Below are 12,670 nucleotides of genomic sequence, written 5' to 3' on the forward strand. Positions count from 1 at the left end.
AGACGATTATTAGGGGAACTATAGACAAAAATGGCCCAGTCATACTTTAAAGGTACGCATAGGCCAAATTAAATGCGGGGAAAAAGACTCAATGGAAAACGCCGGTGGAGAGATAGCGATCGCCACGATCGCAAACAATCGCCACCACCACGCTGCCTGGATGCGCCGTCGCGATACGCAGTGCACCCGCCACCGCGCCGCCAGAGCTAACGCCACAGAAAATCCCTTCACACTGTGCCAGCGCGCGCATAGTCTCTTCCGCTTCGCGCTGCGCCATATCGATCACCTCATCGACTAGCTCAGGACGGAAAATGCCGGGCAGATAGGCTTCGGGCCAGCGACGAATGCCGGGAATGCTGCTGCCCTCTTGCGGCTGCAGGCCAATCACCTGCACCGCAGGCGCGAACTCTTTCAGGTAACGTCCAACGCCGGTGATGGTGCCGGTGGTGCCCATACTGGAGACAAAATGCGTCATGCGGCCAGCGGTTTGCTGCCAGATTTCCGGGCCCGTGGTGAGATAGTGACCCAGCGGATTATCGGGATTGTTAAACTGATCCAGCACGCGCCCTTCGCCACGATCGGCCATCGCTTGCGCCAAATCACGCGCCCCTTCCATGCCCTGCTCGCGCGTCACCAGCAGCAACTCAGCGCCGTAGGCGCGCATCGCGTCCTGACGTTCCTGGCTCATGTTATCGGGCATCAGCAGACGCAGCTTGTAGCCTTTCATCGCGGCGATCATCGCCAGCGCGATACCGGTATTGCCGCTGGTGGCTTCAATTAGGGTGTCGCCCGGCTTGATATCACCGCGCAACTCCGCCTGATGAATCATCGACCAGGCCGCACGATCTTTCACGGAACCGGCTGGATTGTTGCCTTCCAGCTTTAGCCAGATCTCGCTGCCGTTATCAGGCGTCAGGCGCTGCAACTTAATCAACGGCGTATTGCCGATGGTATTTTCCAGTGTGGTCACGGTTTGATTCCAGACGAAAGAAGTGCAAATAAAACGGGCGGGAAAGTCCCGCCCGAAGGAGTGTCAAAAATATCAGGCGCTCTCGGCAAAGGCAACCGGGCGCAGCGGCGTAGTGCCATGGTAAATTCGCGCCTGTTGCAGGCCAACGAACAGGCGTTCACCGCGAATTGGCGCGTTATGGTCGCCATCGAACACCACCGAGAACACATCGCCCTGCCAGCCACTCGGCTGCACCACCAGCTGCCAGAAGTGACCACGCGGACTGATCTCCAGCACCTGCACCGGCAAAGGCGTTTCCAGGCTGCTCTGGCGTGAAATGTCGATTTCCCACGGACGCAGGAACAGCTCAACTTCGCCCTGATGCGCCGGCGTGTAGCCCAGCGGCCAGCGATGCGCGGCAACATGGAACTGCGAGCCATGCACTTCGCCTGCAAAGCGATTCACTTCACCGAGGAATTCGAGCACAAAGCGCGTCGCCGGGTCGCGCCACACGTCATCTGGCGTGCCAACCTGTTCGATATTGCCCTGGCTCATCACCACCACGGTATCCGCCACTTCCATCGCCTCTTCCTGGTCGTGGGTGACGAACACGCTGGTGAATTTCAACTCTTCGTGCAGCTGACGCAGCCAGCGACGCAGCTCTTTACGCACCTGCGCATCAAGCGCGCCAAACGGCTCATCCAGCAGCAGAATTTGCGGTTCTACCGCCAACGCACGCGCCAGCGCCACACGCTGCTTCTGTCCACCAGACAACTGCGCCGGGAAGCGGTTGCCAAGATGGGAAAGTTGTACCATCTCAAGCAGACGCGTAACGCGCTGTTTGATCTCAGCAGCGCTCGGACGTTCACGACGTGGCAGCACGGTCAGGCCAAAGGCGATGTTGTCGAACACCGTCATGTGGCGGAACAGCGCATAGTGCTGGAATACAAATCCCACCTGACGATCGCGCGCATGGATGCGGCTGACGTCTTTGCCATTGAAGTGGATTTGTCCGCTGTTCTGATGTTCCAGCCCAGCAATGATACGCAGCAGCGTCGTTTTACCGGAACCGGACGGCCCCAGCAGCCCTACCATCTTGCCGGAAGGAATATCCAGAGAGATGTCGTTCAGTACCGACGTGCGGTCAAACGATTTGTTGATTTGTTTAATCTCAATGCTCATGATTTTCCTCCTGTAGGCGCTTCTGCTGATGCTCTAATCGCCACTGCACCACGCTTTTCAGAAACAGCGTTACAATTGCCATCAGGGTCAGCAGCGCGGCGGCGGTAAAGGCGCCCACGGTGTTGTAATCCTGATGCAGTAATTCAACCTGAAGCGGCAAGGTATAGGTTTCGCCGCGAATCGATCCCGAAACCACCGAGACCGCACCAAATTCACCAATCGCTCGTGCGTTGGTCAGCACCACGCCATACATCAGCGCCCAGCGGATATTTGGCAGCGTCACGCGGCGGAACATCTGCCAGCCAGATGCGCCCAACAGCACCGCTGCTTCATCTTCATGGCTGCCCTGGCTCAGCATCACCGGCACCAACTCACGCACCACAAACGGACAGGTAACGAAGATGGTGGCCAGCACCATGCCCGGCCAGGAGAACATAATCTGAATGTTGTGCGCATCCAGCCAGCCGCCGGCAGGACCGTTAACGCCCCAGAACAGCAGATACATCAAACCGGCAACTACCGGCGACACCGCAAACGGGATATCAAACAGCGTCAACAGCAGTTGGCGGCCAGGGAAAGTAAAGCGCGTTACCAGCCACGCCAGCAGCGTACCGAACACCATATTGACCGGCACGGTAATCAGCGCCACTAACAGGGTCAGCCAGATGGCGTGCAGCATGTCACCATCTTTCAGGTTATTCAGCGAGGCAACCAAACCCTGGTTGAGCGCTTCCCAGAAGATGGAAACCATCGGCACCACCAGCAGCAGGATAGAAACCAGCGCGCCGATGCCAATCAGCAGCCACTTGCCCCAGTTGATTGGCTGGCGGTCAGCGTGATTGATGTGTGAAATCTCCGCCATCAGTGGCCTCCTAAGCGACGGCCAAAGCGGCTCTGCAAGGTGTTAATCGCGAACAGCAGCAATAAGGAAGCGGCCATGATCACTGACGCGATGGCGCTCGCCGCCGGATAATCAAACTCCTGCAGACGCACGAAAATCATCAGCGAAGTCACTTCGGTTTTCCACGCAATGTTACCGGCGATAAAGATCACTGCGCCGAACTCACCGATGCTGCGGGTAAACGACAGCGCGGTCCCAGCCAGCAACGCCGGTGCCACTTCTGGCAGCACCACGCGACGGAAGCTCTGCCAGCGCGTAGCGCCGAGGGTTTCCGCTGCTTCTTCATATTCCGGACCTAACTCTTCCAGCACCGGCTGCACGGTACGTACCACAAACGGGATGCTGGTAAAGGCCATCGCCACGGCAATGCCGAGCCAGGTGTAAGAGACTTTGATATCAAAATGCGCTAGCCACTGACCGTACCAGCCGTTGACCGAGAACAGGCCTGCCAGCGTTAATCCCGCAACCGCGGTTGGCAGCGCAAACGGCAGATCCATCAAACCATCCAGCAGCGTGCGTCCGGGGAAGCGATAGCGGGTCAAAATCCACGCCATCAGCATGCCGAATACCGCATTGAACAGCGAAGCCACGCCCGCCGCCAGAATCGTCACTTTGTACGCGGCAATCAGCTGCGGATGGGTAATCACCGCCCAGTATTGCGCCAGCGTCATCTGCGACAATTGCATCAGCAGCGCGCTGATCGGCAGCAGCAGAATCAGGCAGGTGAACAGTAAGCTGGTGCCGAGACTCAATCCAAAGCCCGGCAAGACACGTTTTTGAGCGAGCGCAAACATTAACCGCGCCCCGCTGCCAGTAATTTATCCAGCTCACCGTCACTGGCGAAATGGACTTTCATCACGTTGTCCCAGCCGCCAAAGGCATCTTTGACGTTGAACAGTTCAGTCTGCGGGAAGCGATCTTTCTGCTCCGCCATCAACTGCGCATTGTTCACGCGATAGTAGTAACTGGTGATAATTTTCTGCGCTTCAGGCGTGTAGAGATAATTCAGATAGGCTTTGGCCGCGTCGGTGGTGCCGTTGTGCTCGACATTTTTATCGACCCACGCCACCGGGAACTCCGCCAGGATATTGGTTTTCGGCACGATCACTTCGTACTGGTCTTTGCCGTACTGATTACGGATGTTATTCACTTCCGATTCAAAGCTGATCAGCACATCGCCCAGCCCGCGCTCGGCAAAAGTGGTAGTAGCACCGCGACCGCCGGTATCAAACACTTCAACGTTCTTCAGGAACTTCGCCATATAAGCTTCAGTTTTGGCTTTATCTTTACCATCGGCCTGATCGGCAGCGCCCCACGCGGCGAGATAGGTGTAACGCCCATTACCGGACGTTTTTGGATTCGGGAAAATCAGCTTCACGTTATCGCGCGCCAGATCGGCCCAGCTGTGAATCTGCTTTGGATTACCTTTACGCACCAAAAACGCCATGGTGGAGTAAAACGGTGAGCTGCTATTTGGCAGACGTTGTTGCCAGTCAGCGGGAATCAGTTGGCCTTTGTCATGCAGCACCTGCACATCAGTAACCTGATTGTAAGTCACCACATCGGCGCGCAGACCTTGCAGAATTGCCAGCGCCTGCTTAGAAGAACCGGCGTGCGACTGCTTGATGGTCAGCTTGTCATTAGGATGCGCAGCGTCCCACTGCTTTTCAAAGGGTGCATTCAGGGCAACAAACAGTTCGCGCGAAACGTCGTAGGAGCTATTCAGCAACTCGGTTGCTTGCGCCGCACTGGCTAAAGCACACGACAGCGCGATACCGCCAAGCCATTTTTTCGAAATCGGAAGTGTCATGCTGCACCCTGAAAGACGGCAGTTAAGCCAATGCCATTAGATGCTGTCAGTGTATTTATAACTCAGGGGAAAGCTGTAACGGTTTTATATATCGTTTAGGGATTTCAAAGTCTAAAAAGGCATAAGACGGCGGGAGAGTTTATGCGGTGAGTGGGATTGAATTGTGCGGCGATTAAGCCGAATGACCACCCGTTTGTAGGGTCGCCATTTATGGCGACCTCGCTTAATTACAACGCTGTCAGCACATCCAATGACGGCGCAAAGAAATAGCTGCCGCTAACCGGTTTCGTGAAGCGCAGCATCGCGTCCATTTTGCCGTCGCGCTCGCCGAACATGCTCAGCAGCTGTTGCTCAATGTTATAGAGGCGATGACAATAAGAGATGAAGTACAGCCCATGCGTACCGCTGGCGCTGCCGTACGGCAGGCTTTGGCGCAGAATCTTCAGCCCTTTGCCCTCTTCTTTCAAATCAACACGGCTGAGATGCGAAGTAGCAGGACGCTGATCGCCCGGCAACTCTTCATCCGTCTCTTTAGTACGGCCAATAATCGCTTCCTGCTTCTCTACTGCCATGCGATTCCACAGCTTGAGATTGTGCTCCCAGCGTTGGGTAAACACATAGCTGCCGCCCGCATCGGGGCCTGCGCTGATAATCGCCACATCCTTGCGCGCTTCGCCCTGCGGGTTTTCCGTGCCATCGACAAAGCCCGACAGATCGCGGTCTTCAATCCAGCGGAAACCGTGTGTCTCTTCTTCGATATTGACGGCAGCGGCAAAGGCTGTGAGTGCCGCCTGAGCCAGCGCGAAGTTCACATCGTGTCGTTGAGATTGAATATGGATCAGCAAATCGCGCTGCGTGGCCGGCGCAATGCCGTTACCGAGCGGCGCAAACGCTTTGAGTTCAGGTGCAGAAGCGTTGCCTTGCAGATCGCGCCACAGCGCATCGCCAAAGGCGATCACCGCGCCCAATCCGGCATCACTGAATTTGGTTTGCAGCGCTTCAAGCTGCTGCAGGAAGGATTTGCTGCCCTGGCGCAGCGCGTCAAGATCGCCCGTGACGCGGGCTTCGAGCCAAATGGCGAAACGGCGGTGTTCCAACAGGATCCCGCTCTGAAACTGAGACATTGCACTGCTCTCCGGCATGAAAGTTAGACGATGTTTTTTTCGCCCGTATCATACCGGAAAGCCACACTCTTTGAGCGGGTGTTTAAGCAAGTTTTATCTTGTTTAACGCTGCCAGACAATCTTGCTGATTTTCCAGCTTTTCAGGGTATCGTCCGACGGCATCAAGCCTTCCGGACCATGCCATTCACCGCTGTAGATGTAGGAGATGTGCTGGCTGCCCGGCGCACGGCACTCAACATCGCGTGCATCGAGACCGGTGACCATTTTGCAGTTGTTAAAGGCTTTGCTGAACTTCGCGCTGAACAGATCGCCGATCTTGCTGCCGTCCGCTGCTTTGGCATCGGCATCCTGCACTTCAATGCGCTCAACGCTGGTGCTGCCGTTAATCACCAATTTAACCTTGTCGCCATCCAGCGCCTGCCAGAAATCCACCACCTGACCATTTTGCGTGCGCATGCCCTGACGCAATTTGTAATCGCCGTTCAGCGCTTTGTTGATGGCGTCTTCCGACATTGAGGTGGTGCTCGTCAGGCCCGCAACGCCTTGCTCGGTGACCTCCAGCGATCCACCAAACCAGCCGAGCGGATTGAGCGCCGACCAGTGATAGCTCAGCGGATTGTACCAATGGCTTTCGCTATCGCTCGCGCTGCCAGATGAACCCGAACTGGCGCAGCCGGCCAAAACCATGCTGCTAACCAGCAGTGCGTGACGAACAACTTTCATGAAAACTCCTTGATCTGCTAAGCCGATTGGCGTGCCTGTTGGAGTCGCAAACCGGCAAAAAGTTTATTCGATGTGCTGATGTTCCGGCAGAAAGCAGTCGCGCAGGCGAGATTGCGTTTGCAGCCAGAACAGCGCCAGCAGGTCAAACAGCGTTAATAACAGCGGCAGCGGCGAGTCGGGAAAGGCGCCTTGCAGCAGGCTGGAACCTTGCCACAGCAGGCTGATGAGTAACGATGCGCTCAATACATGGCGCCAGCTTTGCCACAGGCGCGGCCAACGCTGGCGATAGCCGGTCAGCAACAAGCCGATAGCCGCCGGAATGCCTAACGCCAGCCCCAGCCAGAAGCTTTGGCGATCGGGATAGAACAGCGCCAGCAAATCATTGCCCTGCTGACGCGATGCGCCCGCCATCACCAGCAGCAGCCAGGTGCGCGCCTGCAATAACAGGATCAGCCAGAAAAGAAATGGCAGCCGCAGCTGCCCTTTCGCATCGTACTCTTCGGGAAGGTATTTCAAACCGACCATTAATACTCGCGATCTTCAATCAAACGCTTGCCCAGCAGCAGCGAATCCACTGGCTCGTACTCAAGCTTTTCATAGAACGCCACCACCTGATCGTTCTCTTCGCGCACCATCAAATTGATTTTTGGGCAACCGCGCGCAATCAGCTTCTTCTCGAGACGATTCATCAACGCATTAGCAAAGCCACGCCCCTGATAATCAGGATGCACCGCCAGATAGTAGACGGAGCCGCGATGGCCGTCGTAGCCGCCCATCACCGTACCGACCACTTCACCACCGACTTCCGCAACCAGAAACAGTTCCGGGTCGTGGTTCATTTTGCGTTCGATGTCCAGCTCGGGATCGTTCCATGGGCGTAACAAATCGCAACGCTCCCAGAGCGTGATCACTTCTTCAAAATCTTCCTGGCGGAAAGAACGGATTTCCATCGACGTTACCCTGCTGTTAGGCACAATTCGCTGATTATCACGCATTCTTTGCCAGGCGCAACCCTCACGCGTGACAACGGGGCAAAAAAAGCGCGACATCGCTGTTAGTCAGTTGCAATAGAAAGTAAACACTTGAAATAGTTACGAGGTCGCCGCCTGGCAATTGTTACGCTATAACACTGGGCAGGATTTACCTGCCATGGACCCGTAAATGAAGAAGATTTCACTGCTTAAGCGCCTTACCAATCGTCGCCAACTGATACTTTCCGGTTTAGCGCTGGCGGTGTTGTCACCGCGCGCGGTACAGGCCAAAGAACAGAACAGCGATTTGCGCGTCAGTCCGCGTCATACGCCACCGAAACCCGCCAGCAACGGCAAACGCATCGTGATGATCGATCCCGGCCACGGCGGCATCGATTCCGGCGCAGTTGGCGAAGAGGGTTCGGAAGAAAAACACATCGTGCTGGCGATCGCTAACACCGTTAAGACGCTGCTGCAGTCGCATCCGCGTATCGAAGTACGCCTGACGCGCGACAGCGACCACTTTATTCCGCTCTATCAGCGCGTTGAAATTGCCCATCAGCACGGCGCTAACCTGTTTATGTCGATTCACGCCGACGGCTACACCAGCCCGGATGCTAACGGCGCATCGGTGTTTGCCCTCTCCAATCGTGGTGCCAGCAGCGCGATGGCGCGTTACCTGTCGCAGCGTGAAAACGACGCCGACAAAGTGGGCGGCGCCGAGGTGCAGGATAAAGATCATTACCTCAACCAGATTTTGTTCGATCTGGTGCAGACCGATACCATCCGCAACAGCCTGACGCTCGGCAAGCACGTGCTGGATCAGATTCGCCCGGTGCATCATCTGCACAGTCAGCACACCGAGCAAGCCGCGTTTGCGGTGCTGAAATCGCCGTCGATTCCGTCGGTGCTGGTGGAAACCTCCTTCATTACCAATCCGCGTGAGGAACAATTGCTCGGCACGCAAGCGTTCCGCCAGAAAATTGCCAGCGCCATTGCCGACGGCATCACCCGCTACTTCGATGAGGTCGATCGCCGCGAAGCATAGCCTTTATCCTGTGGTAGAATCGCGGCAAATTTCCGGAACGAGTGACTGATGAGCAATCCCGATATTTCCCGCGTCAAAGCCTTTTTGCTGGCGCTGCAAGATGATATTTGCGCCCAATTAGCGGCGGAAGATGGCAAGGCGAGCTTTGCCGAAGATGAGTGGCAGCGTCCCGGCGGCGGCGGCGGACGCAGTCGCGTCTTGCGTGATGGCGCGGTGTTTGAGCAGGCTGGCGTTAACTTCTCGCACGTCCACGGCGATCAAATGCCAGCATCCGCTACCGCACATCGTCCCGAACTGGCTGGCCGCAGCTTTGAAGCGATGGGCGTGTCGCTGGTGGTGCATCCATCCAATCCTTACGTGCCTACCAGCCACGCCAACGTGCGCTTCTTTATTGCGGAAAAACCGGGTGCCGATCCGGTGTGGTGGTTTGGCGGCGGTTTCGATCTCACGCCCTATTACGGCTTCGAAGAGGATGCGCTGCACTGGCATCAAACCGCACACGATCTGTGCCAGCCGTTTGGTGAAGAGGTTTATCCGCGCTACAAAAAGTGGTGCGACGATTACTTCTATCTCAAGCATCGCGATGAGCAGCGCGGCATCGGCGGCCTGTTCTATGACGATCTGAACACGCCCGATTTCGATTACTGCTTCGATTTCATGCAGGCGGTCGGCAACGGTTTCGCCGATGCCTATCTGCCGATTGTGGCGAAGCGTAAAGCACTGCCGTGGGGCGATCGCGAGCGCCAGTTCCAGCTTTACCGTCGTGGTCGCTACGTCGAGTTCAATCTGGTGTGGGATCGCGGCACGCTGTTTGGCCTGCAAACCGGCGGCCGCACCGAATCCATTTTGATGTCGATGCCACCGCTGGTGCGCTGGGAATACGATTATCAGCCAGCAGCCGATTCCCCCGAAGCCGCGCTGTACCGCGATTTCCTGCCAGTCAAAGATTGGCTGAAATAACCCGTAGGGTCGCCATTCATGGCGACCTTTTTGATAGTTTTATAACGGTTCGGTCTGCGCCTCCACCACCGCTAACGCCACCATATTTACAATGCGCCGCACCGAGGCGATGCGCGTCAATACGTGCACCGGTTTGCTGATCCCCATCAGCACCGGTCCCACCGTGACACCTTCGGAGCAGGAGACGCGCAGCAGGTTATAGCTGATACGCGCCGCTTCGACGTTCGGCATAATCAGTAAATTCGCGGTGCCTTTTAGCGGGCTGTCTGGCATCAATTCGCGGCGGATGCTCTCAACCAGCGCCGCATCTCCATGCATCTCGCCATCAATCTCCAGATCCGGGGCACGTTGCTGAATCAGCGCCAGCACTTCGCGCATTTTGCGTGCGCCCGGCGCATTCGAGGTGCCAAAGCTGGAGTGCGACAGCAGTGCCACGCGCGGTTCAATGCCGAAGCGTCGCACCGTTTCCGCCGCCAGCAGCGTGATATCCGCCAGCTGCTCGGCGCTGGGATCTTCATTAACGTAGGTATCGGCAATAAAGGTGTTGCCGCTCGGCAGCAGCAGCGCATTCATCGCGCCCGCCACCTTCACGTCCTCACGCAGCCCAAACACTTTCTCCACCACGTCGTAATGTTCCTGATAATCGCCGATGGTGCCGCAGATCAGCGCATCGGCCTCACCACGATGCACCATGATCGCGCCAATCAACGTAGGATTGCCGATCACCGCGCGCTGGGCGGTTTCCGGCGTCACGCCGCGCCGTTTCATAATCTGGTAATACTCGTTCCAGTACTCTTTGAAACGCGGATCCGACTCATTATTAACGATCTCAAAATCTTTGCCCGCCTCGATCTTTAAACCCTGCTTTTGCAGACGCATGGCGATGACGTTCGGGCGACCAATCAGAATCGGCCTCGCCAGCCCCAGCGTCACCAACTCCTGCGTGGCGTGCAACACGCGCACCTCTTCGCCTTCCGCCAGCACCACGCGTTTCGGATCTTTGCGCGCCTGCGAGAAGATCGGTTTCATAAACAGGTTGGTTTTGTAGACGAATTCGGTGAGCTGCTCACGATAGGCATCAAAATCTTCTATTGGTCGCGTGGCGACGCCCGATTCCATCGCCGCTTTGGCTACTGCAGGTGCGATCTGCACAATCAAACGCGGATCGAAAGGCTTGGGGATCAGGTATTCCGGGCCGAAACTCAGATCCTGATCGTCATACGCCGACGCCACCACATCGCTCTGTTCCGCCTGCGCCAGCGCCGCAATCGCGTGTACCGCCGCCAGCTTCATCTCTTCATTGATCGCCGTGGCACCTACATCCAGCGCACCACGGAAAATAAACGGGAAGCACAGCACGTTGTTCACCTGATTGGGGAAATCAGAGCGGCCGGTGCAGATAATTGCGTCGGGCCGCACCTGTTTGGCCAGCGGCGGCATGATTTCCGGCTCGGGATTGGCCAACGCCAGAATCAGCGGATCCTGCGCCATCTTCTGCACCATTTCCGGCGTTAATGCTTTGGGGCCAGAACAGCCGAGGAAGATATCTGCGCCGCCAATCACCTCATCCAGCGTGCGTGCGCCGCTGTCGGCTACCGCGTACGCGGCTTTGGTCGGCGTCATATTCGGCTCACGATCGCGATAGATCACGCCTTTGGAATCGCACACCACAATGTTGTGCTGCTGCATGCCGAGCGCCACCAGCAGATTCAGGCAGGCAATCGCCGAAGCGCCCGCGCCTGAAACCACCAGCCGCACATCGCTGATGGCTTTTTTGACGATGGTTAAGCCGTTGAGCACCGCGGCAGTACAGATGATCGCCGTGCCGTGCTGATCGTCGTGGAACACCGGAATCTGCATGCGCTCACGCAGCTGTTGCTCAATATAGAAGCATTCAGGCGCTTTGATATCTTCCAGGTTGATGCCGCCAAAAGTGGGTTCCAGCGCGGCAATCACCTCTATCAACTTATCGGGATCGCGCTCATCGATTTCGATATCAAACACGTCAATGCCAGCGAACTTTTTAAACAGCACGCCCTTGCCTTCCATCACCGGCTTACTCGCCAGCGCGCCAATATTGCCCAACCCCAGCACCGCCGTGCCGTTAGAGATCACCGCCACCAGATTACCGCGCGCGGTGTATTTGCGCGCCGCCAACGGATCGGCAGCAATTTCCAGACAAGGCGCGGCGACGCCGGGCGAATAGGCCAGCGCCAGATCGCGCTGTGTGGCGAGAGGTTTGGTAGGTGAAACCTGAATTTTTCCGGGCGTGGGGAATTGGTGAAAATCGAGAGCGCTTTGCTTGAGTTGATCGTCCATTAGGCATCCTTTGGCGCAGCTAAGTGAGCGTTCAGTATAGGAATGTGCGGCACAAAAGAGGGTGAAGGCGCTCAAAGAACGCACAGTCTGAAAGGCACAGATTGCCACCGCTTCGCCTGCGGGATCGGCACAGCCTGCTATTCTTATTGATGGCAAAAAGCGTAGCTGAACCGTTTAGGCTAGACCTCCTTTCACTATCGCACCTCTTAAGCGCCACGACGGCACAATCAGAGAAAACGCATTTTCTTCGTGCAACGTCTGTAGCACTGTGTTGGACCAATACTTAACAGGAATGGGTGCAACACCTTTGCCCACATTATTGCTAATCAAGGAGTTAAGTGATGAACCAGCTAGATGCATTAAAACAGTACACCACCGTGGTGGCGGACAGCGGCGATATCGAATCCATTCGCCATTACCACCCGGAAGATGCCACCACCAACCCATCATTGATTCTGAAAGCCGCCGGCCTTGACGCTTATAAACATCTGATTGATGACGCCATCGACTACGCGAAAAAACAGGGCGGCAGCAAAGAGACGCAAATCATCAACGCTAGCGACAAAGTGGCGATCAACCTCGGTATGGAAATTCTGAAAAGCATACCGGGCCGTGTTTCGACCGAAGTGGATGCGCGCCTCTCCTTCGATCGTGGCATGTGTGTCACCAAAGCCGAGAAGCTG

Annotated in this window: 13 protein-coding genes; 3 read left to right on the forward strand and 10 right to left on the reverse strand. The window is 56.4% G+C overall.

The genetic code is table 11. The annotated features are described in order from the left end of the window. Nucleotides 1–88: 88 nt before the first annotated feature. The 9 genes from cysM to RTY00_RS09560 form a co-directional block, all read right to left on the reverse strand. Complete coding sequence (gene cysM, locus RTY00_RS09520) at nucleotides 89–970, reverse strand: cysteine synthase CysM (RefSeq protein ID WP_312664246.1); 882 nt, start codon at nucleotides 968–970, stop codon at nucleotides 89–91. Nucleotides 971–1,042: 72 nt separating this feature from the next. Next, a complete protein-coding gene (gene cysA, locus RTY00_RS09525) occupies nucleotides 1,043–2,131 on the reverse strand; it encodes a sulfate/thiosulfate ABC transporter ATP-binding protein CysA (protein WP_008107812.1) in 1,089 nt (362 codons plus the stop codon). Beyond that, entirely contained in the window at nucleotides 2,121–2,993 is an 873-nt protein-coding gene (gene cysW / locus RTY00_RS09530; RefSeq protein WP_008107814.1) for a sulfate/thiosulfate ABC transporter permease CysW, read from the reverse strand. Before cysW ends, cysA begins: the two co-directional genes overlap by 11 nt. Further along, a complete protein-coding gene (gene cysT, locus RTY00_RS09535; protein WP_008107816.1) occupies nucleotides 2,993–3,826 on the reverse strand; it encodes a sulfate/thiosulfate ABC transporter permease CysT in 834 nt (277 codons plus the stop codon). The genes cysW and cysT overlap by 1 nt, the downstream gene beginning before the upstream one ends. Further along, nucleotides 3,826–4,842, reverse strand: a complete 1,017-nt coding sequence (locus RTY00_RS09540) for a sulfate ABC transporter substrate-binding protein (protein ID WP_312664247.1) — start codon at nucleotides 4,840–4,842, stop codon at nucleotides 3,826–3,828. The genes cysT and RTY00_RS09540 overlap by 1 nt, the downstream gene beginning before the upstream one ends. A 227-nt stretch (nucleotides 4,843–5,069) precedes the next feature. Beyond that, entirely contained in the window at nucleotides 5,070–5,966 is an 897-nt protein-coding gene (locus tag RTY00_RS09545; protein ID WP_312664248.1) for a Dyp-type peroxidase, read from the reverse strand. Between the two features lie 102 nt (nucleotides 5,967–6,068). After that, complete coding sequence (locus RTY00_RS09550) at nucleotides 6,069–6,689, reverse strand: RpoE-regulated lipoprotein (RefSeq protein WP_312664249.1); 621 nt, start codon at nucleotides 6,687–6,689, stop codon at nucleotides 6,069–6,071. A 63-nt stretch (nucleotides 6,690–6,752) separates the two neighbouring features. Continuing rightward, nucleotides 6,753–7,214 (reverse strand): DUF2919 domain-containing protein, encoded by a 462-nt coding sequence (locus RTY00_RS09555; protein ID WP_312664250.1) that lies wholly within the window; start codon nucleotides 7,212–7,214, stop codon nucleotides 6,753–6,755. Beyond that, a complete protein-coding gene (locus RTY00_RS09560) occupies nucleotides 7,214–7,639 on the reverse strand; it encodes a GNAT family acetyltransferase (RefSeq protein ID WP_007889032.1) in 426 nt (141 codons plus the stop codon). Before RTY00_RS09560 ends, RTY00_RS09555 begins: the two co-directional genes overlap by 1 nt. Nucleotides 7,640–7,850: 211 nt before the next feature. On the opposite strand from RTY00_RS09560, the gene amiA reads away from it, so the two are divergent. Together amiA and hemF are read left to right on the forward strand one after the other, a co-directional pair. Further along, complete coding sequence (amiA, locus tag RTY00_RS09565; protein WP_217548935.1) at nucleotides 7,851–8,708, forward strand: N-acetylmuramoyl-L-alanine amidase AmiA; 858 nt, start codon at nucleotides 7,851–7,853, stop codon at nucleotides 8,706–8,708. Nucleotides 8,709–8,756: 48 nt separating this feature from the next. Further along, the gene (gene hemF / locus RTY00_RS09570; protein ID WP_312664251.1) at nucleotides 8,757–9,668 is read left to right on the forward strand and encodes an oxygen-dependent coproporphyrinogen oxidase; all 912 of its coding nucleotides are present in this window, start codon (nucleotides 8,757–8,759) and stop codon (nucleotides 9,666–9,668) included. Nucleotides 9,669–9,707: 39 nt separating this feature from the next. On the opposite strand, the gene maeB is transcribed toward hemF, so the two are convergent. Beyond that, entirely contained in the window at nucleotides 9,708–11,987 is a 2,280-nt protein-coding gene (maeB, locus tag RTY00_RS09575; RefSeq protein ID WP_312664252.1) for an NADP-dependent oxaloacetate-decarboxylating malate dehydrogenase, read from the reverse strand. Nucleotides 11,988–12,328: 341 nt separating this feature from the next. On the opposite strand from maeB, the gene RTY00_RS09580 reads away from it, so the two are divergent. Continuing rightward, nucleotides 12,329–12,670, forward strand: a 342-nt coding sequence (locus RTY00_RS09580) for a transaldolase family protein (RefSeq protein WP_312664253.1), incomplete at its 3' end; no start/stop codon positions are given.

This window comes from Pantoea sp. CTOTU49201, from assembly GCF_032054795.1.
Classification (GTDB): domain Bacteria; phylum Pseudomonadota; class Gammaproteobacteria; order Enterobacterales; family Enterobacteriaceae; genus Pantoea; species Pantoea symbiotica.

What these genes read in the sequence shown, in the direction of transcription:
- cysA (WP_008107812.1), bottom strand. Translation starts at nt 2,131, where the DNA reads ATGAGCATTGAGATTAAACAAATCAACAAATCGTTTGACCGCACGTCG.
- cysW (WP_008107814.1), bottom strand. Translation starts at nt 2,993, where the DNA reads ATGGCGGAGATTTCACACATCAATCACGCTGACCGCCAGCCAATCAAC.
- cysT (WP_008107816.1), bottom strand. Translation starts at nt 3,826, where the DNA reads ATGTTTGCGCTCGCTCAAAAACGTGTCTTGCCGGGCTTTGGATTGAGT.
- RTY00_RS09540 (WP_312664247.1), bottom strand. Translation starts at nt 4,842, where the DNA reads ATGACACTTCCGATTTCGAAAAAATGGCTTGGCGGTATCGCGCTGTCG.
- RTY00_RS09545 (WP_312664248.1), bottom strand. Translation starts at nt 5,966, where the DNA reads ATGTCTCAGTTTCAGAGCGGGATCCTGTTGGAACACCGCCGTTTCGCC.
- RTY00_RS09550 (WP_312664249.1), bottom strand. Translation starts at nt 6,689, where the DNA reads ATGAAAGTTGTTCGTCACGCACTGCTGGTTAGCAGCATGGTTTTGGCC.
- RTY00_RS09555 (WP_312664250.1), bottom strand. Translation starts at nt 7,214, where the DNA reads ATGGTCGGTTTGAAATACCTTCCCGAAGAGTACGATGCGAAAGGGCAG.
- RTY00_RS09560 (WP_007889032.1), bottom strand. Translation starts at nt 7,639, where the DNA reads ATGGAAATCCGTTCTTTCCGCCAGGAAGATTTTGAAGAAGTGATCACG.
- amiA (WP_217548935.1), top strand. Translation starts at nt 7,851, where the DNA reads ATGAAGAAGATTTCACTGCTTAAGCGCCTTACCAATCGTCGCCAACTG.
- hemF (WP_312664251.1), top strand. Translation starts at nt 8,757, where the DNA reads ATGAGCAATCCCGATATTTCCCGCGTCAAAGCCTTTTTGCTGGCGCTG.
- maeB (WP_312664252.1), bottom strand. Translation starts at nt 11,987, where the DNA reads ATGGACGATCAACTCAAGCAAAGCGCTCTCGATTTTCACCAATTCCCC.